The sequence below is a fragment of the Pseudarthrobacter sp. O4 genome, assembly GCF_050157025.1.
In the GTDB taxonomy this organism is placed as follows: Bacteria; Actinomycetota; Actinomycetes; order Actinomycetales; family Micrococcaceae; genus Arthrobacter.
The window spans coordinates 2,471,447-2,495,183 of record NZ_CP189591.1 but is presented as its reverse complement, the minus strand read 5'-3'; the positions used below and the strand labels follow the sequence as shown (position 1 = coordinate 2,495,183).

At 66.4% G+C, this 23,737-nt stretch carries 25 protein-coding genes and 1 pseudogene; 12 read left to right on the top strand and 14 right to left on the bottom strand.

Annotated features, from left to right (window positions below; translation table 11 throughout):
- Positions 1-111 precede the first annotated feature (111 nt).
- The 5 genes from ACQCSU_RS11535 to ACQCSU_RS11515 all read left to right on the top strand — a co-directional run bounded on the left by ACQCSU_RS11535 (position 112) and on the right by ACQCSU_RS11515 (position 4,823).
- A complete protein-coding gene (locus ACQCSU_RS11535) occupies positions 112-972 on the top strand; it encodes an ABC transporter substrate-binding protein (protein WP_426979768.1) in 861 nt (286 codons plus the stop codon).
- Between the two features lie 80 nt (positions 973-1,052).
- Positions 1,053-1,841: an amino acid ABC transporter permease gene (locus ACQCSU_RS11530; protein WP_426975393.1), complete on the top strand. Its 789-nt coding sequence runs from the start codon at positions 1,053-1,055 to the stop codon at positions 1,839-1,841.
- Entirely contained in the window at positions 1,838-2,614 is a 777-nt protein-coding gene (locus tag ACQCSU_RS11525; RefSeq protein WP_426975391.1) for an amino acid ABC transporter ATP-binding protein, read from the top strand. Before ACQCSU_RS11530 ends, ACQCSU_RS11525 begins: the two co-directional genes overlap by 4 nt.
- Positions 2,614-3,657, top strand: coding sequence for a Gfo/Idh/MocA family protein (locus tag ACQCSU_RS11520; RefSeq protein ID WP_426975389.1), 1,044 nt, complete (start codon positions 2,614-2,616; stop codon positions 3,655-3,657). The genes ACQCSU_RS11525 and ACQCSU_RS11520 overlap by 1 nt, the downstream gene beginning before the upstream one ends.
- 44 nt (positions 3,658-3,701) lie before the next feature.
- Complete coding sequence (locus tag ACQCSU_RS11515; protein WP_426975388.1) at positions 3,702-4,823, top strand: NAD(P)/FAD-dependent oxidoreductase; 1,122 nt, start codon at positions 3,702-3,704, stop codon at positions 4,821-4,823.
- Between the two features lie 48 nt (positions 4,824-4,871).
- Here ACQCSU_RS11515 and mmsB read toward each other — a convergent pair whose 3' ends face one another.
- From mmsB to ACQCSU_RS11475, 8 genes are all read right to left on the bottom strand, one after another.
- Positions 4,872-6,161 (bottom strand): multiple monosaccharide ABC transporter permease, encoded by a 1,290-nt coding sequence (mmsB, locus tag ACQCSU_RS11510; protein WP_426975387.1) that lies wholly within the window; start codon positions 6,159-6,161, stop codon positions 4,872-4,874.
- 5 nt (positions 6,162-6,166) lie between these two features.
- On the bottom strand, positions 6,167-7,696 hold the full coding sequence (gene mmsA, locus ACQCSU_RS11505; RefSeq protein ID WP_426975386.1) for a multiple monosaccharide ABC transporter ATP-binding protein: 1,530 nt from the start codon (positions 7,694-7,696) through the stop codon (positions 6,167-6,169).
- Positions 7,697-7,803: 107 nt separating this feature from the next.
- Positions 7,804-8,928, bottom strand: a complete 1,125-nt coding sequence (gene chvE / locus ACQCSU_RS11500; RefSeq protein ID WP_426975385.1) for a multiple monosaccharide ABC transporter substrate-binding protein — start codon at positions 8,926-8,928, stop codon at positions 7,804-7,806.
- Between the two features lie 254 nt (positions 8,929-9,182).
- Positions 9,183-10,115: an aldose 1-epimerase family protein gene (locus ACQCSU_RS11495; RefSeq protein ID WP_426975384.1), complete on the bottom strand. Its 933-nt coding sequence runs from the start codon at positions 10,113-10,115 to the stop codon at positions 9,183-9,185.
- On the bottom strand, positions 10,112-11,632 hold the full coding sequence (gene araA / locus ACQCSU_RS11490; RefSeq protein WP_426975382.1) for an L-arabinose isomerase: 1,521 nt from the start codon (positions 11,630-11,632) through the stop codon (positions 10,112-10,114). The genes ACQCSU_RS11495 and araA overlap by 4 nt, the downstream gene beginning before the upstream one ends.
- Positions 11,633-11,676: 44 nt before the next feature.
- A complete protein-coding gene (locus ACQCSU_RS11485) occupies positions 11,677-12,387 on the bottom strand; it encodes an L-ribulose-5-phosphate 4-epimerase (RefSeq protein WP_426975381.1) in 711 nt (236 codons plus the stop codon).
- Positions 12,384-14,099, bottom strand: a complete 1,716-nt coding sequence (araB, locus tag ACQCSU_RS11480) for a ribulokinase (protein ID WP_426975379.1) — start codon at positions 14,097-14,099, stop codon at positions 12,384-12,386. The genes ACQCSU_RS11485 and araB overlap by 4 nt, the downstream gene beginning before the upstream one ends.
- Positions 14,100-14,210: 111 nt before the next feature.
- A complete protein-coding gene (locus ACQCSU_RS11475) occupies positions 14,211-15,233 on the bottom strand; it encodes a LacI family DNA-binding transcriptional regulator (protein WP_426975378.1) in 1,023 nt (340 codons plus the stop codon).
- 990 nt (positions 15,234-16,223) lie between these two features.
- Here ACQCSU_RS11475 and ACQCSU_RS11470 point away from each other — a divergent pair.
- Entirely contained in the window at positions 16,224-16,559 is a 336-nt protein-coding gene (locus ACQCSU_RS11470) for a hypothetical protein (protein ID WP_426975376.1), read from the top strand.
- A gap of 29 nt (positions 16,560-16,588) precedes the next feature.
- On the opposite strand, the gene ACQCSU_RS11465 is transcribed toward ACQCSU_RS11470, so the two are convergent.
- A complete protein-coding gene (locus ACQCSU_RS11465; RefSeq protein ID WP_426975375.1) occupies positions 16,589-17,350 on the bottom strand; it encodes a LysR family substrate-binding domain-containing protein in 762 nt (253 codons plus the stop codon).
- An 80-nt stretch (positions 17,351-17,430) separates the two neighbouring features.
- On the opposite strand from ACQCSU_RS11465, the gene ACQCSU_RS11460 reads away from it, so the two are divergent.
- Together ACQCSU_RS11460 and ACQCSU_RS11455 are read left to right on the top strand one after the other, a co-directional pair.
- A complete protein-coding gene (locus ACQCSU_RS11460; protein ID WP_426975374.1) occupies positions 17,431-17,835 on the top strand; it encodes a DUF5997 family protein in 405 nt (134 codons plus the stop codon).
- Between the two features lie 144 nt (positions 17,836-17,979).
- Entirely contained in the window at positions 17,980-18,588 is a 609-nt protein-coding gene (locus ACQCSU_RS11455) for an NADPH-dependent FMN reductase (protein ID WP_426975372.1), read from the top strand.
- On the opposite strand, the gene ACQCSU_RS11450 is transcribed toward ACQCSU_RS11455, so the two are convergent.
- Together ACQCSU_RS11450 and ACQCSU_RS11445 are read right to left on the bottom strand one after the other, a co-directional pair.
- A complete protein-coding gene (locus ACQCSU_RS11450; RefSeq protein WP_426979767.1) occupies positions 18,585-19,361 on the bottom strand; it encodes a HipA N-terminal domain-containing protein in 777 nt (258 codons plus the stop codon). The two genes, ACQCSU_RS11455 and ACQCSU_RS11450, sit on opposite strands and share 4 nt — an antisense overlap.
- Before the next feature lie 26 nt (positions 19,362-19,387).
- Positions 19,388-19,612 carry a helix-turn-helix domain-containing protein gene (locus ACQCSU_RS11445; RefSeq protein WP_426975371.1) on the bottom strand — a complete coding sequence of 75 codons (225 nt, stop codon included), beginning with the start codon at positions 19,610-19,612 and terminating at the stop codon, positions 19,388-19,390.
- Between the two features lie 231 nt (positions 19,613-19,843).
- Between ACQCSU_RS11445 and ACQCSU_RS11440 the strand changes: the two genes are divergently transcribed.
- Together ACQCSU_RS11440 and ACQCSU_RS11435 are read left to right on the top strand one after the other, a co-directional pair.
- Complete coding sequence (locus tag ACQCSU_RS11440; RefSeq protein WP_426975370.1) at positions 19,844-20,071, top strand: helix-turn-helix domain-containing protein; 228 nt, start codon at positions 19,844-19,846, stop codon at positions 20,069-20,071.
- A complete protein-coding gene (locus ACQCSU_RS11435; protein WP_426975369.1) occupies positions 20,064-21,365 on the top strand; it encodes a type II toxin-antitoxin system HipA family toxin in 1,302 nt (433 codons plus the stop codon). Before ACQCSU_RS11440 ends, ACQCSU_RS11435 begins: the two co-directional genes overlap by 8 nt.
- Before the next feature lie 168 nt (positions 21,366-21,533).
- Here the strand turns inward: ACQCSU_RS11435 and ACQCSU_RS11430 are convergent.
- From ACQCSU_RS11430 to ACQCSU_RS11420, 3 genes and pseudogenes are all read right to left on the bottom strand, one after another.
- Positions 21,534-21,644, bottom strand: a pseudogene (locus ACQCSU_RS11430) (ISAzo13-like element transposase-related protein); the annotation flags it as partial.
- Positions 21,645-21,677: 33 nt separating this feature from the next.
- The gene (locus tag ACQCSU_RS11425; protein ID WP_426979766.1) at positions 21,678-21,782 is read right to left on the bottom strand and encodes a type I restriction-modification system subunit M N-terminal domain-containing protein; all 105 of its coding nucleotides are present in this window, start codon (positions 21,780-21,782) and stop codon (positions 21,678-21,680) included.
- A 133-nt stretch (positions 21,783-21,915) separates the two neighbouring features.
- Positions 21,916-22,296, bottom strand: coding sequence for a VOC family protein (locus ACQCSU_RS11420; RefSeq protein ID WP_426975368.1), 381 nt, complete (start codon positions 22,294-22,296; stop codon positions 21,916-21,918).
- Between the two features lie 147 nt (positions 22,297-22,443).
- On the opposite strand from ACQCSU_RS11420, the gene ACQCSU_RS11415 reads away from it, so the two are divergent.
- Together ACQCSU_RS11415 and ACQCSU_RS11410 are read left to right on the top strand one after the other, a co-directional pair.
- Positions 22,444-23,094: a hypothetical protein gene (locus ACQCSU_RS11415; RefSeq protein ID WP_426975367.1), complete on the top strand. Its 651-nt coding sequence runs from the start codon at positions 22,444-22,446 to the stop codon at positions 23,092-23,094.
- Positions 23,091-23,729, top strand: coding sequence for an NADPH-dependent F420 reductase (locus tag ACQCSU_RS11410; protein WP_426975366.1), 639 nt, complete (start codon positions 23,091-23,093; stop codon positions 23,727-23,729). Before ACQCSU_RS11415 ends, ACQCSU_RS11410 begins: the two co-directional genes overlap by 4 nt.
- The last annotated feature ends 8 nt before the right edge of the window (positions 23,730-23,737 follow it).

Here is a 23,737-nt window from a genome sequence, read left to right as displayed (position 1 = left end):
GTCTCAATCCTAGGGACTGAGACCGGACTCAGCAAGAGTCGCATCGACAATCCCCGTGAGGCGGTTCCACCGGCCGCCTGCCCCACTCCCCCACGATTGGAAAACGCTGTGATCACACGAACGAACCTGCGCCCAGGGGTGCTCATCGCCGCTGCCGTTGCCGCGGTCCTGGCCCTTTCCGGCTGCGGGGGGTCCACCTCCGCTTCCTCCTCGCCGGCGGAAAACCCGTACGGCCTGATAGAGCCCGGCTCCATCCGCGTCGCCAGCCTGGGCGATTCCAAGCCCTACGCGTTCGCAGACGCCCAGGGAAACTTCACCGGCTTCGACGTCGAACTCTTCAAAGACGTCGCCCACCGCGCTGGCGTCGACAAGGTGGTCTTCACGGGACAGGACTTCTCCGGGTTGCTTGCCGCCGTCGCCAACGGCCAGTTTGATGCCGGCGTCGCCGCCATCGGCATCACGGACAAGCGCAAACAGACGGTCGACTTCTCCGATGGGTACCTTGCCGGCTATTTGACGGTCATCACCACAAAGACCTCAGGCATCAGCAACGCCGAAGGGCTTGGCGGGAAGCGTCTCGGCGTCGTGCAGGGAACACTGCAGGAGGCCTACGCGGTCATGAACTTCACGTCCGCGAGCCTGGTGCGCTTCCCGGACAACAACACCGCGATCTCCGCGGTCAACAGCGGCTCCGTGGACGCGCACTTCCTGGACTACGAGGCCGCCAAGGCCTACCAGGAGCAGTTCGGCCTGGTCAGCGCCGCCGACATCCCCTCGTTCGACGCTCCCGCCGGATTCGCCGTAGCCAAGGGGAAGACCGCCTTTACGGACGCCCTCAACAAGGGCCTGGCCGCCGCCATGGAAGACGGTACATGGAAGAAGCTCTACCAGAAGTGGTTCCCCGGTTCCCCGATGCCCGAACAGTACCTGCCGAAGGCCGAACAGACGGCTACCCCGGCACCCAGCAAGTAAGCCTCCCGGCTTGCGGCCGGGCGGACCACAACCGGCGGTCCGCCCGGCGTTCCACCAGCTAACTACGTCTGAGAGCAACCATGGACTGGTTCACCACCATCATCCGCACCTTCTTCGACTTCGGCGCAATGGCCGAAGTCCTCCCCCAACTTCTGGGTGTCGGTCTTCTGAACACCCTGATCATCTCCATTGCCGCCACAGTGATCGGCGTGGTGCTTGGCATGATTGTCGCCGTCATGGGGATCTCCCCCTCCCGGTGGCTGCGCGTCCCGGCCCGGGTCTACACGGACTTGTTCCGCGGGCTCCCCGCCATCCTCACCATCCTGCTGATCGGCCAGGGGTTCGCCCGCCTGAGCCAGTCGATCTTTGGACCGTCCCCCTACCCCTTGGGGATCATCGCCCTCAGCCTGATCGCCAGCGCCTACATCGGCGAAATCTTCCGGGCCGGCATCCTCAGCGTGGACAAGGGTCAGGGCGAGGCCTGCCGCGCCCTGGGCATGAGCTATGCCAAGTCCATGGCCCTGGTGGTGGTTCCGCAGGGCATCCGGCGGGTCCTGCCCGCCCTGGTCAACCAGTTCATCGCCATCGTCAAGGATTCCTCGCTGGTCTACTTCCTGGGGCTGCTGGTCTCCGAACGCGAGCTGTTCCGCGTCGGCCAGGACGCCGCAGTACTCTCGGGCAACCTCTCCCCGCTGGTCATGGCCGGAATCTTCTATCTCGTCATCACCGTGCCGCTCACCCATCTGGTGAATTATTTCGACAACCGCTTCCGTACTGGGAAGCGGCGCCCGTCGGCCCCCAGCAGCGGCCTGAACGAAATCAAGGAACTCGACGCGGCCTCGCCGCTGACCACCGGGAGCAACACATGAGCGCCAGCGCCAGCATCAACAGCACCCTCGCAGACATCGAGACGTTTCAAGGCTCCAGCCTTGAGCTCAAGAACCTCACCATGGCCTTTGGGGAGATCGAAGTGCTGCGCAACGTCAGCCTCGCCGTCGCACCGGGCACCACCAGCTGCGTGATCGGGCCGTCCGGTTCCGGCAAGTCCACCTTGCTGCGCGGCGTCAACCGTCTCCACGAACCCAAGAGCGGCGACGTGCTCCTGGCCGGGGAAAGCGCTTTGGACGTGAAGCCGGACACCCTGCGTCGGCGGATCGGCATGGTGTTCCAGCACTTCAACCTCTTTCCGGACCACACAGCGCTGGAGAACGTGGCGCTGGCCCTGTGGAGCGTCAAAGGCATGCCCAAGTCCGAGGCGATGGAACGCGCCCGGCGCCGGCTCGCCGAGGTGGGCCTCGCGGAACGGGCAGACCACCGGCCGCGTGATCTCTCCGGCGGGCAGCAGCAGCGCGTCGCCATCGCGCGGGCGCTGGCTATGGAACCGGAAGTGATGCTCTTCGACGAAGCCACCAGTGCCCTGGACCCGGAACTGGTCAAGGGTGTACTGAAACTGATGGCATCGCTCGCCAAGCGCGGCATGACCATGGTGGTGGTCACCCATGAGATGGGCTTCGCCCGCAGGGTGGCAGACCAGGTGGTCTTCATGGACGAAGGTGAAGTCGTCGAATCAGGATCGCCGGCCGATCTCTTTGACAACCCGCAGAGTGAACGGCTCCAGCGCTTCCTCTCCGAGGTGCTCTGATGCGGACCGTTGCGCCCGGACCCATCCGCACCGCTGTCGTCGGCTTCGGCATCTCCGGCCGCGTCTTCCACGCCCCCCTGCTCGCCGCGGACCCGGCCTATTCGCTCGATGTGATCGTGACGGCGGATCCGGAACGCGCCGCCGCGGCGGCATCACGGTACCCGCGGTCACGGATTGTCCCGACGCCGGAGGCCCTGTTCACGCTGGCCGGCGATCTCGACCTTGTGGTCCTGGGTACCCCGCCGTCTACGCACTTCGACCTCGCCTCGACGGCAATCGCCCACGGCCTGCATGTGGTGGTGGACAAGCCATTCGTCACCACGTCGGCCGACGGTGAGGAGCTTGTCTCGAGGGCCGCCGACGCCGGCGTCGGGCTGACGGTCTTCCAGAACCGCCGCTGGGACGCCGATTTCCTGACCCTGAGAAAGCTCCTCGAAACCGGCGTGCTGGGCGAGGTCCGGAGCTTTGAACCCCGGTTCGAATGGTGGCGCCCGGAAGGCTTCGGCAACTGGCGGGACTCCGCCACCCTCGCCGAGGGAGGGGGAATCCTTCACGACCTCGGCGCCCACCTGATCGATCAGGCCCTTCAGCTGTTCGGACCCGTGGCCCGAAGCTACGGGGAAACCACGCAGCGCGGTCCTGACGGTTCGGCGGCAGACCAGGAGGCGTTCGTTTCCCTGCTGCACGAGTCCGGGGTCCGGTCCCGGCTCTGGATGAACGGCGCAGCCGCCCAGGTGGGGCACCGGTTCCACGTCCTGGGCTCTGCAGCCGGCTACACCAAATGGGGACTGGACGGCCAGGAGCCGGCCCTCGACGCCGGCGTGCTGCCCGCCGATCCCCGTTACGGGGTCGAACCCGAAAGCGCCTGGGGCGCTTTGGGCATCGACGGCGGGACCACGCCGGTCCCGGCCGAGCGGGGCTGCTATCCGCTGTTTTATGGGCTCCTTTCTGCAGCCCTCCGCGGTGACGGGCCGCTGCCTGTGGACCCGGTCCAGTCCATTGAAGTCCTGAAAATCATTGAAGAAGTCCACGCCCTCGCCTGACCTAAGCCGTCCCCGCGGGCCGCACTCTATGAAAGAGAGTCCCCATGAACTCCGCAGTCTCCGCCAAGCGTGTTGCCGTTATTGGCGGCGGAATCCTTGGCGTTTCCACAGCCGTCCACCTGCTCCGCGGCGGCGCCTCGGTGCTGCTTCTGAGTGAAGCCGGCCTCGCCAGCGGGGCCACCGGCCGTTCCCTGTCCTGGTTGAATTCCGCCGGCGAACGGTCCACGCCCTACCACCAGCTCCGCGTTGCAGGAATGGACCGGTACCGGACGCTGTTCGCCTCGGATCCCGCGAGGGAGTGGCTGCGGTTCGACGGCGGCCTCATGTGGAACGCCGCAGGGCAAGCCGGCGCCACAGAAACCCGCCACGCCTACGAGCAGAACAAGGGCTATGACTCCAAGCTCCTCGCACCGGAAGAAATCGCAGCATTCACGCCGGGTGTCGATGCCACGGCCGTCCCGGAAAACGCGATCTTCAACCCGGGCGAGGGCTGGGTGAGCCTCCCGGATCTCGTGGACTTCCTGATGGCCGAGTTCCACGAGCTCGGCGGCGAACTGATCCTCAATGCAGGACGAGCCTCCGTGGTGGTCAGGGACGGACGGGCAGCCGGGGTCGAAGTAGCCTCCGGGACCGTGTACGACGCCGACGTGGTCCTGGTCGCCTGCGGCGCCGCGACACCGGCTGTGGTGGCACCCCTGGGGGTCGAGATCCCCAATGCCTCGCCGGTGTCCATGCTGGTCATCACGAAGCCCGTCGAGCCCGCGGTCACAGCCGTCATGAACACCCCCCGGGCGGCCGTCCGGCCCAACCCGGGAAGCACTCTGGCTCTGGATCACGACTGGTACGAGGAACGCATCACCGATCACGGGGACGGCACGTTCGGCATTCCCGATGAAACCGTCCAGGAACTGGCGGACGAGGCCGCCAAACTCATCGCGGGCAACCCGGAGCTCAAGCCGGCTTCCTGGAAGATCGGCTACAAGCCGATCCCGGGTGACGGCGAGCCCGTCTTCGGCGAATTGCCGAAGGTTCCCGGCTGCTTCGTCGCCTTCACGCACTCCGGCGCCACGCTCGGACTTATTGCGGGAGAGCTCCTGGCCGCCGAGATCCTGAGCGGGTCCCGGCACCCGATGCTGGCCACGTTCCGGCCGGAACGGTTCCTCTGACAGACGACTGCGGGAGCGGCGGCCGAAGCCGCCACTCCCGCAGCTTTGTTACTTCCCGGCCGCTACCGGGACCGCGCGCTCATCCGCCGGCTTCCCGGCGTCGGCACCGGCCGCGGGAGGGGTTCTCAGCTTGAGGCGCTTGCCGAACGTGGCCCCGCCGCCCTTGCCGCTGCGGTTCTTGTTGAAGATGTCGAAACCGACGGCGAGGAGCAGCACGAGGCCCTTGATGAGCTGCTGGTAGTCGGTGCCTAGGCCCAGGATGGACATGCCGTTGTTGAGCACACCCATGATCAGGCCGCCGATCATGGCCCCGGCCACGGTGCCGACGCCGCCCTGGACCGCCGCGCCGCCGATGAACGCCGCAGCGATGGAGTCCAGTTCGAACCCGGTGCCGCCGGCCGGCTGGGCGGAGTTGAGCCGGGCCGTGAACACGAGGCCGGCAAGTGCGGCGAGGACGCCCATGTTCACGAACAGCCGGAACGTGACGGCCTTGGTCTTGATGCCGGACAGCTCCGCCGCGTGCAGGTTGCCGCCGATCGCGTAGGTGTGCCGGCCGAAGACGCTGTTGTTCATCAGCGCCGTGTAGACGATCACCAGGACCGCGAGCACAATCAGGACGATCGGGGTGCCCCGGTAGCTGGCGAGGAGGAAGGTGATGGTCAGCATGAGCAGGGCAATGAACGCGGTCTTGGTGGCGAACCAGGCCATCGGCTCATTCTCGAGTTCGAACTTCTTCCGGATCCGGCGTTCCTTGACCGCCTGGATCACCAGCGCCAGGGTGGCGCCGACCCCCAGGATGACCGTCAGCCACTCCAGCACCGAGGTGCCGCCGGAAATGTCCGGCAGGAAGCCGCCGCCCAGCGCCCGGAGTTCGGCCGGGAAGGGCGTGATCTGCTGATTCTTGAGGGTGATCAGCGTCAGGCCGCGGAAAATCAGCATCCCGGCGAGGGTGACGATGAAGGCGGGAATGCCGACGTATGCGATCCAGTAGCCCTGCCAGGCACCCACGAGCGCGCCGACCAGCAGGCAGGCGGGGATGGCGAGCCACCAGGCCCATCCCCAGTGCACGATCATGACACCGGCGACTGCGCCGATGAAGCCGGCGATCGATCCGACGGACAGGTCGATGTGGCCGGCGATGATCACCATGACCATGCCGATGGCCAGGATCAGGATGTAGCTGTTCTGGACCACCAGGTTGGTGACATTCTGCGGCTCCAGCAGGATCCCGTCCGTCAGGATCTGGAACAGCAGGACGATCAGGATCAGGGCGACAAAGATGCCAACCTGGCGGAGGCGGCTTGTCAGGAAGCCCAGGGATTCTCGGAGGGCGGACATGTTCGCTATTCCTTCTCTTTGGTCATGTAATGCATGAGGGTTTCCTGCGATGCTTCGGCGATCGGGACCTCGCCGGTGATGTGCCCGGCGGACAGGGTGTAGATCCTGTCGCAGATGCCCAGCAGCTCGGGCAGTTCGGAGGAGATCACAATGACCGCCTTTCCTTCCGCGGCCAGCTTCGCGATGATCGTGTAGATCTCAAACTTCGCGCCGACGTCGATCCCGCGGGTGGGTTCGTCGAGGATCAGCACGTCCGGGTCGGAGAACATCCACTTGCTCAGCACCACCTTCTGCTGGTTGCCGCCGGACAACTTGCCCGTGATGGCGGCGACCGACGGGGCCTTGATGTTCATGTTCTTCCGGTAGTCGTTGGCCACGACGGTTTCCTGGTTCTTGTCCACCCAGCCGCCCTTGACCAGCTTGCGGAGCGCGGCCATGGAGATGTTCCGCTTGATGTCCTCGATGAGGTTCAGGCCATAGAGCTTGCGGTCCTCGGTGGCGTAGGCGATGCCATGCTTGATGGCGGCGGAGACGGTGCCGGTGTTGATTTCCGTGCCGTACTTGAAGACCCTGCCGGAGGTTGCCGTGCCGTAGCTGCGCCCGAAGACGCTCATGGCCAGCTCCGTCCTGCCGGCGCCCATCAGTCCGGCCAGCCCCACCACTTCCCCCTTGCGGACGTTGAGGCTGGCGTTGTTGACCACCATCCTGCTGTGGTCCTGCGGGTGCCGGACGGACCAGTCCTCGATCCGCAGGACTTCCTCGCCGATCTGGGGGTCCCGGTCCGGGTACAGGCTTTCCAGGTCCCGGCCCACCATTCCGCGGATAATGCGTTCCTGGGTGATCTCGCCGTCGCCCAGGCGGAGGGTTTCGATGGTCTTGCCGTCGCGGATGATGGTGACGGCATCCGCGACCTTGCGGATTTCGTTGAGCTTGTGGCTGATGATGATGCAGGTGACGCCCTGGCCCTTGAGGTGCAGGATCAGGTCCAGCAGGTGGCCCGAGTCCTCGTCGTTGAGGGCCGCCGTCGGTTCGTCGAGGATGAGGAGCTTGACTTGCTTCGAGAGCGCCTTGGCGATTTCCACGAGCTGCTGCTTGCCCACGCTGATGTGCTGGACGGGGGTGACCGGGTTTTCGCTCAGGCCCACCCGGGCCAGGAGTTTCGCGGCCTCCAGGTTGGTCTTGCGCCAGTCCACCCAGCCGCGCTTGGCCTGTTCGTTGCCGAGGTAGATGTTCTCGGCGATGGAGAGATACGGGCTCAGTGCCAGCTCCTGGTGGATGATCACGATTCCGCGCCTCTCGCTGTCGCTGATGCTGGAGAAGTTGCAGGGTTCGTTTTCGAAGAGGATCTCGCCGTCGAAGGAGCTGTGCGGGTAGACGCCGGACAGCACCTTCATCAGGGTGGATTTCCCGGCGCCGTTTTCACCACAGATCGCGTGGACTTCGCCGCGGTTCACCTGCAGGGTGACGTCCTGGAGGGCCTTCACGCCCGGGAAGGTCTTGGTGATTCCTCGCATTTGAAGAATGGGTGTGTTCATCGCCAATTCTCACTGACTGGTAGTACCTGAGACGTCCTGCGGCTGCAGGGGTCTACGGGAAGGGTGGCGGCCCGGGCTAGACGGCGGACCGCCACCCTTCGACGTGACTACTTGACGTCGGCCTCGGTGTAGTAACCGGAGTCGATGAGTTCCTTCTTGTAGTTCTCATTCGTGATGATGACGGACTTGAGCAGGTACGCGGGGACCACCTTGACCTTGTTGTTGTAGGTCTTGGTGTCGTTGACCTCGGGCTCCTGGCCCTTCAGGAGGGCGTCGACCATCTTCACTGCCTGGGCTCCCAGCTGCCGGGTGTCCTTGAAGATCGTGGAGTACTGCTCGCCGGCGATGATGGACTTCACCGAACCCTTTTCGGCGTCCTGGCCGGTAACGATCGGCAGGCTTCCCTTGGCGTAGCCGCCGGTGCTGGTCAGGGCCGAGATGATGCCGATGGACAGGCCGTCATACGGGGAGAGAACGCCGTCGAGCTTGGTGCCGGAGCTGTAGGCGGCGGTGAGGATGTCCTCCATGCGCTTCTGGGCCACGGGGGCCTGCCAGCGCAGGATGGCGGCCTGCTCGAACTTGGTCTGGCCGCTGGGCACCTTCAGGGTTCCGGCGTCCAGGTACGGCTTGAGGGTGTCCATGGCGCCGGTCCAGAAGAAGTTGGCGTTGTTGTCATCCGGGCTGCCGGCGAAGAGCTCCACATTGAAGGGGCCCTTGCCTGCGACCTTGTTGCCGCTGGCGTCAACGAGGCCCAGGCCGGTCAGCAGCGAAGTGGCCTGCTGCACGCCCACCGTGTAGTTGTCGAAGGTGGTGTAGAAGTCGACATTCGGCGTGCCGTTGATGAGCCGGTCGTAGGCAATGACCTTGACGTTCTGTTCCTTCGCCTTGGCGAGGACGTCGGTCAGCGTGGTGCCGTCGATGGCCGCGACGATGAGGGCCTTGGCGCCCTTGGTGAGCATGTTCTCGATCTGCGCCACCTGCGTGGGGATGTCGTCATTGGCGTACTGCAGGTCGGTCTTGTAGCCGAGCTTCGTCACGGAGTCCGAGACGTTCTTGCCGTCGGCGATCCACCGTTCCGAGGTCTGCGTCGGCATCGAGATCCCGACGAGGGAGCCGGCAGCATCGGCGCTGGCGGACGGGGCGGCCGTACCGGGCCGGCTGCCGCAGCCGGTGGCCCCGACGGTCACAGCGAGGACAACCGCAACGGCGCCCAGGAGTTTCCTGATCTTCACAATTTTCTCCTTCCGCGGACCCGTGGGCCGCGAAGTTGCTCCTGATCGCAGCCCTGCACGTCATTGTGCCCCCTGCGGGGCGGTAACAGCGGGAGGATTGCGGAGGTCTGAATGGAACGGGGGTTCAGCCGGCAAGGGAACTGCGGCTGATTGTTATCGCTAACAATATGGTCAAAGATAGCTTCTAGAAACATGTGAGTCAACGCACATTCGGCGTTTATTCTCCTTCGGGCCGGCGGCGGGCCGTCTGGAGGTCAGGCGGCGAAGATGCACCAGGACGCGCCGTGCGAGGCTCCGGGTTCGAGCCGCACGAGGTCCGTGCCGGTGTTGAAGGCGTCCGGCGGGCAGCTCATCGGTTCGACGGCGAGCCCCGGCCGGGTGGGCAGCGGCGGTTCCGTGTCCCCGGTGTAGAGCTGCAGCCAGGCGCAGCTGCGGTCCCAGGCCATGCCGACGCCGGTCCCGCCCGGGTCCCGGACCACGACGCGTGCCTGCCCGTCGCCGTCGCCGTCGCCGTCGCCGTCGTCGTCGTCGTCGAAAACAATGTCGGTGAAGGCATGGTCGATCTCCGTGGAACCGATGACGCGGGCGGCGCGGAAGTCGTATTCGTGTCCTTCAACGGGCCGGACGGCGACCGGCAGCAGCCGGTCCGGCGTGACCTCGAGGAAGGAGTCCGCCGGTATCTCCAGGCTCCATTCGTCCAGCGGCGCAGGTCCTGCCAGCAGGTAGGGGTGCGGGCAGACCCCGTAGGGCGCGGTCCGCTCCCCCACATTGGCTGCCGTGACGGTCGTGTGCAGTCCGTCGCCGTCCAGCCGGTAGCAGGCGGTGATCGACAATGCGAAGGGGTAGCCCGGCGTCGGCTCGATGGCGCAGGAGAGCGCCACGGCGGATTCCGTCCGGGACTCCAGCCTCCAGTCCAGCTCCGGGGTGAAGCCGTGCAGGGCGCACTGCCGGCCGGGCTCGTTGACCGGCACCTGGTAGTCCACCCCGCCAAAGGTGTACTTCCCGTCGGGAATCCGGTTCGGCCAGGGCGCGACGACGACGCCGCGGTGGTCCGGGTTGGGCCCGCCGGCGGGGAACGGGACGACGAGGTCCCGGCCCCGGTGCCGCAGTTCCCGCACCGCCGCTCCCCGGGCGGCGATGACCGCGGTGTACTCCCCGTGCCGGAGCCCGTATTCGGCCCCGGTCACAGCCCGCTTGCCAGCTTGTAGTAGGCGGCGTTCCAGGCCAGTTCCTTCTTGAACCCCCGGATCGTGGTGCCTACGTCAATGGTCAGCAGCTCCGTGCGGGCGATCTCGGCGAAGTCCTCGAAGACGTCCATGCCGACGGCGGTGGTCAGGACGGTGTGGTGGGCGGCCCCGGCCGTCAGCCAGGCGGCCGCGGAGGTGGTGAAGTCCGGCTTGGGCGACCAGAGCGCGCGGGCCACCGGCAGGTAGGGCAACGGCTCGTCAAGGTCCACGACGTCGACGGCGTTCGCCACGAGGCGGAAGCGGTCGCGCATGTCGGACAGCGCCACCACGACGCCGGGGCCGGCGTCGGTGTCGAAGACCATACGGACCGGGTCTTCCTTGCCGCCGATGCCGAGCGGGTGGATTTCCACGCGGGGCTTTGTGGCGGTCAGGGACGGGCAGACCTCGAGCATATGGGCGCCCAGGATTTTCTCCTGGCCCGGGACGAGGTGGTACGTGTAGTCCTCCATGAGGGAGGCGCCGCCGGGGAGCCCGGCGCCCATGACCTTGGCGGCCCGGACCAGGATGGCGGTCTTCCAGTCGCCCTCGGCGCCGAAGCCGTAGCCGTCGGCCATGAGCCGCTGGACGGCCATGCCCGGCAGCTGGCGGAGTGCGCCGAGGTCCTCGAAGGAGGTGGTGAATGCCGCGGAGCCGTTGGCCTCCAGGAAGCTGCGCAGGCCCAGTTCGATCCGTGCGCTGTAGCGCAGCGACTCATGGCGCGCTCCGCCGGCCCGGAGTTCCGGGGCCACGTCGTAGAGCCGCTCATATTCGGCGACGAGGACGTCGACGTCGGTCTCCGGCGCGCCGTGCACGGCGTCGGCGAGTTCGTTGACGGACCAGGTGTTCACCGAGACGCCGAAGCGCAGTTCCGCTTCGGTCTTGTCCCCTTCGGTGACGGCGACGTTGCGCATGTTGTCGCCGAAACGGGTGAGCTTCAGGGTCCGGACGGCAGCCCAGCCGGCGGACGCGCGCTGCCAGGATCCGACCTGGCGGGACACCTCGGGGTTGGACACGTGCCCGACGACGGTCTTGCGCGGAATGCCGAGGCGCGACTGGATGTAGCCGAACTCGCGGTCGCCGTGCGCGGCCTGGTTCAGGTTCATGAAGTCGAAGTCGATGTCCGCCCACGGCAGTTCGACGTTGGCCTGGGTGTGCAGGTGCAGGAGCGGTTTGCGGAGCAGGTCCAGGCCCTGGATCCACATCTTGGCCGGGGAGAAGGTGTGCATCCAGGCGGTCACGCCGATCACGGCGTCGTCGGAATTCGCTTCCAGGGCGGTGCGGCGGATGGCGTCCGAGTCCGTGAGCACGGGTTTCCAGACGATTTTCACCGGGACGTCGGACGAGCCGTTGAGCTGCCGGGCAATCTCCTGTGACTGCGCGGCCACCTGCTTGAGGACGTCCTCGCCGTAGAGGTGCTGGCTGCCGGTGAGGAACCAGACCTCGTACTGCTCAAGGGACGTGTTGTTGGCGTTGGACATGTTTTCTCCTGCGGACGTGGTGGGGAGGGCTGGCGGTGGTGGGCCTAGCGGCCGTAGACGTTCTGGTAGCGGGCGTAGAGAGAGTCGATCTGGGCGGGGTCGATCGGCAGGGGCTCGCCGAGCTGGCGGGAAATATGGACGGTCCGGGCCACTTCCTCGCACATGACCGCGGCTTTCACCGCCGAGCGGGCATCCTTGCCCACGGTGAAGGGTCCGTGGTTCTGCATCAGCACGGCCGGCGAGGTGGAGTGGGCCAGGGTGTCCACGATGCCGCGGCCGATCGAGTCGTCCCCGATCAGCGCGAAGGGACCCACCGGGATGGGGCCGCCGAACTCGTCGCCCATCATGGTGAGCACGCACGGGATGGGCTCGCCCCGGGCGGCCCAGGCGGTGGCGTACGTGGAATGGGTGTGGACCACTCCGCCGACCTCGGGCATGTTGCGGTAGACGTAGGCATGCGCCGCGGTGTCCGAGGACGGCGTGAGATCAGGGTTTCCCCAATCCGCGGCGCCGCCGTCGGCCTCGGCGGAAAGCCCGCTGACCGGCGTGCCGTAGAGGTCCGTGACCACCATGAGCTCGGGGCTCAGCCCGGCGTAGGAAACCCCGGACGGTTTGATGACCATCAGGTCGTAGCCGGGCACGCGCGCGGATACGTTTCCCGCGGTCCAGACCACCAGCTGGTAGTGCGTGAGCTCGGCATGCAGTGCACAGACCTCGCGGCGGAGCCGTGCGATGGATTCCAGCAGCGCGCTCACGCGGTTACCCCCGTGGCGACTAGGGGCCGGACCGCATTGCGCTGGATGGCCTTGAGCCGGTGCATGACCTCGTTCGCTCCCCTGCCGAAGTGGTCGTGGAGCGTGCGGTACTCCTGGAACAGTTCCTCGTAGGCGGCAACGTTCTCCGGGATGGGGGTGAACACGGCTCCGGGTTCGGAGCCCATGGCGGCGGCGGCGGCCCGGATGTCTTGGTACCGGCCGGCCGCCACGGCGGCGTGGATGGCCGAGCCGAGGGCCGGGCCCTGGCTGGAGCCGATGGTGGAGAGCTGCAGTCCCGTGACGTCGGCGTAGATCTGCATCAGGAGCTCGTTTTTCAACAGCCCGCCGGCGACGATGAACTCCTTCACCGGCACTCCCGAGTCGCGGAAGGCGTCCACGATGGTCCGGGTGCCGAAGGCCGTGGCCTCCAGCAGGGCCCGGTAGGTGTCCTCGGGCCGGGTGGCGAGGGTCTGTCCGAGCACGAGGCCGGACAGTTCGTGGTCCACCAGCACCGAACGGTTCCCGGAGTGCCAGTCGAGGGCAATGAGGCCGTGCCCGCCGATGGCCTGGCCTGCGGCGAGTCCGGTCAGGTATTCGTGGATGCCGAGCCCGCGGGCGGCGGCGGCCTGATGGTATTCCGGCGGGACGCCGTACCTGGTGAACCAGCCGAAGATGTCGCCCACGCCGCTCTGCCCCGCCTCGTACCCCCACATCCCCTCCACAATCCCGCCGTCCACCACGCCGCACATGCCCGGCACTTCGCGCAGCTCGGTTCCGTTCAGAACGTGGCAGGTGGAGGTACCCATGATGGCCACGAGCTGTCCTGGCTCCACGGCCCTGGCCGCCGGGGCGGTGACGTGGGCGTCCACGTTTCCCACCGCGACGGCGATCCCCTCAGGCAGTCCGGTCCAGGCGGCGGCTTCGGCGGTCAGCCGGCCCGCGGCGTCGCCCAGCCGGCCGATGGTGTGCTCCAGCTTGGTGCTGACGAAGTCCTTGAACTGCGGGTTCAGGGCGGCAAGGAAGTCCTCCGAGGGGTAGCGGCCGTCCTGGTAGATCCCCTTGTAGCCGGCCGTGCAGGCGTTGCGGACGTAGTTGCCGCAGAGCTGCCAGACGATCCAGTCGGCGGCTTCCACCCAGCGGTCCATCGCGGCGTAGGTTTCCGGGTCTTCTTCAAGCAGCTGCAGTCCTTTGGCGAATTCCCATTCGGAGGAGATCAGCCCGCCATAGCGCGGGAGCCAGCTTTCGCCGCGTTCGGCCGCCAGGGCGTTGATCCGGTCCGCCTGCGGCTGCGCGGCGTGGTGCCGCCACAGCTTCACGTAGGCGTGCGGCCGGCTGGCGAGCCTGGCGAGTTCGTTCAGCGGGGTTCCGTCCGCCTTGACCGGAACCATGGTGCAGGCGGTGAAGTCGGTGGCGATTCCGACGACCGCGGCCGGGTCGATTCCGGCGTCGGCGATCGCGGCGGGGACGGCGTGGCGCAGGACCTCCCGGTAGTCGTTGGGAACCTGGAGGGCCCATTCGCCGGGAAGCCGGATGCCGGCGGCGCCCGCCGTGTCCTCCGGAAGCTCGCCGGTGACCACGGCATGCGGGTAGTCGAAGACGCCGCTGCCCAGTTCCTTGCCGTCCCGGACCCGGACGACGACGGCCCGCCCGGAGAGCGTGCCGTAGTCCACGCCGATGACAAAGTTTTCGGTTCCGTCCACTGAGACGTCCATCAAATCCTCCAATAGGTTCCGCAGCGTTGCGAACCCCTTTATTGTTAGCGCTAACAAACCTGCTGTCAAGAAGCTCCGGCATACGCGTTGCTCGAACTACGGCTCCGGCCCTTAGGGGAGCCGCGGCCCGGCCGCGGTGCTGGCGCGCACGACGAGCTCAGGTTTGACCACCAGGGCGCCGCCGGCCGCACCGTCCTCGATCTGGGCGCGCATCAGGTCCATGCAGCGTTTTCCGAGTTCCTCGAAGTCCTGGCGCACGGTGGTCAGCGGCGGCATGAAGTAGGCGGATTCGGGCTGGTCGTCGAAGCCGACCAGCGAGACATCTTCCGGCACGCGGATGCCCTTCTCGCCGAACGCCCGCAGCACGCCCAGCGCCATCTGGTCGTTGCTGACGAACACCGCCGTGGCGCTGCGCTGTTCTGCCAGCTGCTGCCCGATCCGGTACCCGCTGCCCGCGCTCCAGTCACCCTCCACCAGAAGGTCGTCGCTGAGGCCGGCTTCCGCCAGCTCCTCGCGCCACCCGTCAACACGGCCTTGGCCATCGATCCAGCCGAGCGGACCCGAGACATGGCCGATCCGCTGGTGGCCAAGCCTGATCAGATGGGCGACGGCCAGCCGCGCCCCCAGCTTCTGGTCGACCATCGCACCGCTCAACCGCCCTTCCCCGGCTCCGCCGACTACGATCACCGGGACATCCAGGTTCAGGCGTTCGAGCGCCTGAAGCGTCCCGTCGTGCGGCACTATGACAATCAACCCATCCGCGCCCTGGTCCGTGAGGTGGCGCACCGCATCGGAAATGACCTCAGGACCGGCCCCCTTGATCGCGGCAATGCTCACGAAATACCCTGCCTCCCGGGCGGCCTGCTGGACTCCCAGCAGCGTATTCGCCGGGCCATACTGCCCGAGTTCGGAGGCGAGGACGCCGATGGTCTGGGTGCGCCGGGTCACGAGGCTCCTGGCGGCCGTGTTGCGCCGGTAGCCGAGTTCGGCAATCGCCGCCTCGACCCGCGCCCTGGTTGCCGCGCTGACATTCGGGTGGTTGTTGATCACCCGCGACACCGTCTGGTGGGAAACCTTGGCCCGCGCTGCAACGTCCTCGAGGCGCGGCAGCCGCCGGTCACTGTTGTTCCCCATGCGAGGCACCTTCCTCCGTATGCGGCCGATCCGCGTGAAATCAAGCTACAGGAGGGCGCCGGACCGGCCATGGCCCCCCGCGGCCGGCTGCCGTTCTGTTAGCGCTAACGGTAGCGCATTTCCGGGGTCCGGAACGGGGGCATTCCTGCCGTCCTCCGGTCATCTTCGTCCGCCGTGACGTGGAATGCCGGCCCGGACCGTCGTGGGTCCGGGCCGGCGGTCTCTGGGGCCGGGTTCACAATGAACTCACCCGTGGCGACGACGTTCCGCAGAGAGTCCTTCCTGCCCACCGACGTGAACTGGATGATGGGCGGATTCACCGAGGCCACGGTGAAGAATGACTGCGGGGCAAGGTTGTCCACCCCCTCGTGAGAGTGTCAATCTGATTTGAGCCCACGATGGAGGTAAATCGCAGTCTCATCGGGACCCATGTCACGACGAGGCTGGAATCGCAACCAGGAGTGGCTGGGACGCCGCCAATAGTTGTGTCGGACAGTGATGCATCTCGACCCGGGACCCGGAATCTGACGAATCCGAAGGCTGTACGGGAACAACACGGTGACGCATACCAAGGGCGTGTGATGAGCGAACAGGCCGGACGGAAGGCGAGATCAGCCATTAGGCTGGCCCTCTAGCAAACACCGAACGGTCCGGATCGAATCCCAGCGAGGAATCGACCGGGCCGTTTGTTTGGGTGGGTGCAGTCACGAAAAAGAGAACGAGCGGCGCCAATTGGCGCTGAAGAGGTCTTCGTTTGTGCGGACTATGTGGTTTGTTGGAGGGTCTGGGCGAGGCGGTAGGAGTCGGTGACTGCAGAACCGGACCCAACTCAAACTGCCATAATCATCGCGGGATGGCAGTTCATCGGGGTGAAGTCCGTTCACATGGTTTCACCCTAGGCCCGCCGGCACCGACCGAGCAGGCGGCTCCGCGACCGGCGCCCGCCTGCTCCGTGCAGGTCTTCCGGAAACCGCTTGTTAGGCTGGATGAATGAAACTTCGCCTTGCCGCCCTGTCCGCCGCCTCGCTCGTGATCGCCCTGACCGGCTGCGGCCAGGCGCAGGACGCCGCCAACAAGGCAGTCAGCGACGGCGCTTCCCAGGTTGCCACCGCAGCCGGCGGCGAAGTTAAGAAGCAGGTCTGCACCCTTGTGGAGGACGGCCTCGTCAGCGTCAAGGACAAGGAACTCCTCGGCGGACTCGTCGCCGGGGCGGAGACCGCCGGCGTGCCCTCGGACATCACCACGCCGCTGCGGCAGATTGCCGAATCCGGCGACCAGGTGCCGGCCGAGTCCGTGAGTGCCCTCCGGGACGCCTGCGCAGCATAGGAGCGGCAGCAACGTCCAGGAATCCGCGGTCAGCGCTTGCCCTTCTTACGTGACCCCTTGCCGCGGCCCTTGTCCGGATTCGGCGCGTACCGCTGCGCCACCTTCGGTTTCTTGACCCCGGTCCCGCGCCGGTCCGGCTTCGGTTCGCGCTTGGGCTTTTCCTGCTGGGCCGAGGGCTGCCGGGAGCTCGCCGCGGTGCGGCCGCGGACAATCCCGATGAACTCCTCGATCACCTCGTCCGTGGAGTCGCTGGGCCACGCCACGGCAATCTCCGTGGTGGGCGCCCCCGTGAGCTTCCGGGCCACGGTGTCCTTGACGTTGAAGTGGCGCGCCACGGACATCGGCAGGATGGCCAGGCCGGCGCCGGATGCCACCACGTGCAGGGCCATCTCCGGTCCGCCGAGTTCCTGCACATCCAGCAGGGTCTCCGCGGCCAGGTCCGCCAGCGCAACTTCCTCAAACACCGAAATTTCGTGGCCCTTCGGCGCCACCACCACGGGCTGTTCCTCATACAGCGGGATGACGCTCAGGCCCTCGCGTTCCACGGGAAGGCGCACGAAGCTCAGGTCCGCGGAACCGTCGCGCAGCACCGCAAGCTGGGCGCCGTCGTCGGACATAAAGGAGTGCAGCGGAACATCCGGCATCCGCTCTTCCCAGCGCCGGATCCACTTGCCGGGAGTCACGCCCGGGACGTAGGCGAAGCGCAGCTCCCGTGGCGCTGCTTCGGCCGGGGCGGCGGTTTCGGCGGCGGATTCTTCAGGGGCTGGGGGGGATTCATCGTCTGCGGACACAAGTTCACAGTACCGCCAGAGCCGGCGTCGGGTTCCGCCGTCTGGTGCCGCGCCACCGCCGCGCCGGATACTCTTGAAGTATGACCTCTGCAAACTCCCAGTCCATGAAGCCGGCCACCGTTGCCAAGAAACTTGGCATCTACCTGCCCGCAACACCCCAGGAGTTCCAGGATTCGGTTATCACCCGCGCCGATTTCGCCGAGCTCCAGGCGAACCCGCCGGAGTGGCTGGCCGAACTGCGCCGCAATGGCCCGCACCCCCGCCCGGTGGTCGCGCAGAAGCTGAACGTGTCCATCGCCGGCCTGGCCCGCGGTGGCGTCGAGGAAGCGCTCACGACGGCGGAGATCACCGCGCTGCTGCAGGCTCCCCCCGCATGGCTGGTGGCCGAGCGCTCCACCCACGCCGCCGTCCGTGCCGAGGCCCAGCGGGTCAAGGACGAGGCCGCGAAGAAGGACGCCAAGAAGGCCCGCGCCGCAGCCGAGTAGCGGCGGGCTATCTGATCCGGCCCCTATTTTCATCCCGCGGACGCAGGACTATGCTCGCGGAATGAGTCGGGACCGCTGGCCCGATCCCCATCTTCATTTCTCAATCCACCAGCGACCGGCGGAGCATCGGGAAGGAATCAGGCCGTGGCCTTCAAGATCGGATATTTTGTCGGGAGCCTTTCGAGCAATTCCATCAACCGGACCCTGTCCAAGGCCCTGATCCGGCTTGCACCCGCGGAGCTGGAGTTCACGGAAATTCCCATCAAGGACCTCCCGTTGTACAACCCGGATTATGACGCGGACTTTCCTGCCGAAGGGCAGGCCCTCAAGGATGCGGTCGCCGGTTCCGACGGCATCCTGTTCGTCTCTCCCGAGTACAACCGGTCCATCCCAGGAGCGCTCAAGAACGCCATCGACTGGGGATCCCGGCCCTGGGGCACCAACTCGTTCGCCCGCAAGCCCACCGGGATCATCGGCGCCTCCCCTGGCGGCATCGGCACGGCCGTGATGCAGTCCTCGTTCCGCAGCGTACTGAGCTTCCTCGATGCGCCGCAACTCAATGCGCCGGAGGCTTACATCCGCTTCGTCCCGGAGGTCTACGGCGAGGACGGCGACGTCAAGGACGAAACCACGGCTCAGTTGCTGCGCCACTACATGGAGGAGTACAGCTCCTTCATAGAGCGGGTCCTGGCCGCCAATGCGCCCGGCCATATCGGCGACGAGCACCCGGACAAGGACAAAGTGAACCGCTAGGGGCCCAGCCTAACCCACGCGTGCATGGCTTTCGATCGCCCGGAGGGTGCGGATGAGCGGGACTGGATGCGCCGCCACATTCCGCCTGCGAGCTCACGGTCATGGCGTTGCGTGACAAATACGTCCCATGCCCCGATCCGCAAGAGTTCGGAAGCCGCCACCTCCAGTCCCAGAAAAGCGGCAGCTCCCATGGTGAGCTGCTCGACGACGTCGAGCCGGCTGAAGTTCCCTGTCGATGGTTTCAGGATGTGGGTTGTCGGGGTGGCATCCGCCGGGACTCCCCAACCGCCGTCGGGAAACCGGTGAAGGGCAATTTTGGCCGGCGCGCCCGCCAGGCTGAACCGCCCTGCTGCGTCGTCGTAGGGCGTTCCGTCCGCGTATTCGGCGACTACATGATCCAACATGTCGGCAACCTCGGACGTGGTGACTGGACGGACCACATCCCGGGCAAGGACTCCATCGGAAGCCCCGGTATCCGGTGGCATGAACTGGAGGGCACCGGCAACATCTGCGCCAATGTGCTCAAGAATGGCAACCGGGTTCGACGCCGGCACTCCGAAGCGCCGCGCGATGGTGCGCATGGCTCCGTCGCTGTCCGGTAGTAAACCCTGCAGGCACGGCAGCACCGCCCGCTTCTTGTGCGAGGCAGCGGCCAGCGGCATGGACAGCGACAGCGAAGTGGCATCCTGCATGACCTGATACTCGGGACGGTACCGGAACGTCCGATTGCCTGCTTGCGTCTGCTCTACGCGACCACACACCGTCCCGTCCATGAAGACGTCGAGTGCGCGGGTACTACTTACCACCGGACGTTGCCGGTCTCACGGTTGCCTATGGCCAGCTCGAACCCCAGGGCGTGGGAGACGTCCATGAATTTGGACGTCTCCACGGTGGCCTTACCGGACTCGAGATCGATGACGAAGGTCCGCGAAACGTTTGCACGGCGGCCCAGTTCTGCCTGTGACCAGCCTCGCTCCTCACGGAGTTCGCGGACCCAGGGTCCAGCCTCACGGACTGTATACATTTCGCCTCCTGTCGGCGTACGGCGACATTTCAAAATGTTGCCGTACGCCTACTTTGGCATTTGTTGGCGTACGGCGACAGGCTCAGCCGGAATCATTGACGTGGGTGCTTCAGAGCAGCAAACCCGGTCCTTCACAGCTGGGCGGTCATTACCTATTCGTAATGGCAATGGTACGATTACGAATAGGTAATAGCCGGAGGCTTATTACCTCTAGCTCATCAAGGAGGCACTGTGCACGGCGTTATGAAGTCAATGTCCGACCTGGGTCTGATGGTCTACGGCATCCGGACCCGCAACGGGCTCTCCCAGACGGATCTGGCCAAACGGCTCGACGTCAGCCAGCGATACCTGTCCGAGCTGGAGACCGGCAAGCCCAAAGTCCTCAACGACAAGTTCTTCGCTGTCATGGATAAGCTCGGCATCGAGCTGGCCTTCCGTGAGGGCACCGACCGTGGCTGAGGCCCTGGACGTCCACCTCTACGGCACCGTCATCGGGCAGATGGTCCGCTCCGGCCCGGACGCCGTCACCTTCGAGACCTCCGCCGCGGCCATGGACCGTTTCGGCGTCGGCTCCCGGATCCTGTCCAGGAACCTGCCGCTTGGGCCCCGCCCCTCCTCCCCGGCGGCGGCGACCGCCTTCTTCGGCGGGCTCCTGCCCGAAGGCACCGGGCTGACCAACCTGGCCAAACAGGCCGGCGCCGCCGCCAATGACGTCTTCGCCCTGGTCGGCTACGCCGGTCGCGACGTCGCAGGTGCCATCCGTATCGGCGGAGCCGACGAACCCGTGGAACGCTATGAGCCGCTCACCGATGCCCAGGTCGCCGAGCGGCTGGACCGCATCAACGACTACAACCTCGGCGTCATCGGTGGCGGCGGCTCCCTGGCCGGCTACCAGCCCAAGACAACCCTCGCGCTCCTTGACGGGACCTGGCACGCCGGCATCGACGGCGCGGCGTCCACCCACATCATCAAGCCGGTCGGTGCCGGGGCCGAGCCGGCCCTGTACGCCGAGGCGTACTGCCTGGATCTTTCCCGGCGCTGCGGGCTGACCAGCTATGCCTCCACTACCCGGCGCTTCGGGGAGCGGCTCGTCCTCGTCATCGAACGCTACGACCGAACGGTCCGGCCCGACGGCACGGTGGAACGGATCCACCAGGAAGACGCCGCTCAGGCCCTCGGCCTGCCCTGGCGCACCGACAGCAAGTTCGAAGGCGTCAACCCGGCCGCGAACCTGCGCAACGTCGCCGCCCTGCTGCCCCGCCGCCGCAGCATCCTCGGCACCGGGACCGATGACAGGGAGGCGCTGCTCGCATACACGGCCTTCAACACCGCCATCGGCAACACCGACGCGCACGCGAAGAATTTCTCCACCCTCCACCACCCCGGCGGCGGAATCACTTTGGCCCCGCTGTACGACGTCTCCGCCCACACCCTGGCCGTCGGCGGGAATCTGAACGTGTCCATGCGGATCGCGGGGAAGGCCTACCAGCCCGACATCACCCGGGATGATCTCCTTGCCGAGGGCACGTCCTGGGGCGTGGAGCCCGGCATCGCTCTCCGGGTCGTCAACGACACGCTCGAGCAGCTGCGCTACGCCGTCGAAGATGCCGACCAGGGGCAGGCCAGCAGCCGGCTGCCGCTCTACATAGCCAACCAGGCACGGAACCTGCTCGACGGGCGCCGGGCCGCGGTCAGTGCTGAATCGCCGTCGCTGGCCGTGCTGGCGCAGGTCCCACCCATGCCTCCGCGCTGACCGGAGACCGCCATCGGGCCCGCCTGAACAAGGCCGTCTGCTCGCAAAACGTGACCCTCTCAGCCACGCAGAAGGCGATCGCCCACAACTGGGTCACCGTTGAAAAAGACCTCGGGCTCTAAGAGCCTGTGATGATTTTACTCAGCGTGGCTCGGGCGGGTCGTTTTGGATGGTCTCGACGATGACTTCTTGGCCGGTCAAGGGGCGACCGCGCAAGTTCATGGAGATGTGGGAGAACAGACGGTGTTCAATCTTGTTCCACTTGCTGGTCCCCGGTGGGAGGGATTCCGTCCGGCTGGGTTTCCTCGGACATCAGAGTGGCTGGCCCAGCATGTTGGCCTTCTTCTCCTGCCGCGTGTGGCGCTCGTCAAGCCTCTTGAGGAAGAGCAGATACGTGATCTGCTCGATGATCTCCAGCGGGTTGGAGATGCCGCCGCTCCAGAACGCATTCCAGACCTTGTCGACTTGGGACTTTATTCACCGGTAATCACAGATCGAGCTTAGTGGGCAGGGCCGACGTCGCGCGCCGGGTCCCCAGCTGATGAACCAGTCAGTCCTGGTGCAGCTGGACGAAGTTGCCGCAGCCGTCGTCCATCACAGCGGACGTGCCACCGGGGCCATCGCTCGGTTCGCCCTGGAACATCACGCCCTTGGCCGTGAGCCGCTGGTATTCGGCCCGGACGTCCGGAACGCCCAGCACTATCGCGGGCATCCCGGCGTCGTGCAGCCCGTTCATGTATGCCGCTCCGATCGGATTGTCGCTGGGTTCCAGCAGCAGTCCGACCGTGCCGCCGTCGGTCCCGGGGTCCTTGACGATGTAGAGGTTCTGCTCCGGCATGGCCATGAGGCTCTCGAAACCCAGGATCCCGGTGTAGAACTCGTGCGCCGCGGCGGGATCCTTGACGTGAATACTGCACATTTTCAGTCGCATGGGCCCTAGGCTACGCCGGGACACCCCCGTGTGTGAACCTGCCGAGCACCGGACCGCCACGGACCATTGACGCTCCGCCCGCCAGGGACTCCAATTGAATCAGCGGAACTGCGCCCGCCCCGGGCAGCTTCCCTGGAGGTGTTTGGAATGCCGGCTCTCTTCGAAACCAACCTGCTCCCGGCCTGGCAACTGCTTGCGCTGGCCGCCGTCGTCGTCGCTGCGGTGGCAGGCTCTGTTTATCTGGCCCGAAAGCATCTGGCCTCCGACGCCGGGCTGCCGGATGCGGTGTTCTGGGACGGCTTCGCCGGGCTCGCCGTGGTGGCACCAGCCGTGATTGTTCCGTCCCTTGCCTCGCCGTGGGCCGGGCTGATGCTCGGACTTCTTGCCGCGGGCACCGCCGGGGCCGCCTACCGGTGGACGCCGCGGCTGTTCAGCTGGCAGGAAGCCCGGCGGTCCGCCCGGGAAACCCTTGAGGCCAACGAAGCAGCCGCCGCCCGGCACCGCAGCGCCCTCGCCCGCTGGCAGCGCTACGAACTGGACCCCGGTTACTGCATCGACTACCCCGGCATGAGCGACCCGGCCCGGCCGGAGACGGCAGCCCTCATCCGGGCGATGAAGGCGGCCGAGCAGCTGCGCGGCGGAAACGATGCCCGTTACGGCCCGGCCGTCGACCGGCTTGAGCGTGCCTTGGCCGAAGCGGAGCGCGCGGCCGGCGCACCCGCCTACTCCGCCCCCTCCTTCTCCAACCCCGGCTTCTTCCCCAACACCCGGCACTTTTCAGCGGAGGGAACACGATGACAGACATGACCATCATCGGCAGCGGCAACATGGCAAGCGCCATCGGAACACGCGCCGTGGCCGCCGGACGTGCGGTCCAGATCCTGGACCGCACGCCGGAGAACGCCGCCAAGCTCGCTGCTGAACTTGGCGGCGGCACTACCTCCGGCGGGCTGAACGAAATGCCGGACGGAGACCTTGTGGTGCTTGCCCTTTACTTCGGTCCGGCCAAGGAAGTCGCCACCCACTACGGCGACACCCTGAGCGGCAAGATTGTGATCGAAATCAGCAATCCCATTAACACGGACACCTTTGACTCGCTGGTCGTCGCCCCGGGCTCCTCCGCTGCCGAGGAAATCGCCGCCCTGCTGCCCGGTGCCACCGTGGTGAAGGCGTTCAACACCACGTTCGCCGGGCCCCTGGCGGCGGGCAGCACCAGTGGCCAGCAGCTGGACGTCTTCATCGCTTCCGACTCCGAGGAAGCCCGCAATGAGGTCGCGGCGTTCGCCGCTGCGGCGGGTTTGCGGCCGCTCCAGGTCGGCGGACTGCACCACGCCCGGGAGCTGGAAGGCTTCGAGCTGCTAGTAATGGGACTGCAACTCAACCCCGCCTATGAGAGCTTCAACTGGGGCACCGGATTGAAGATCATCGACTGAGCCGTCCG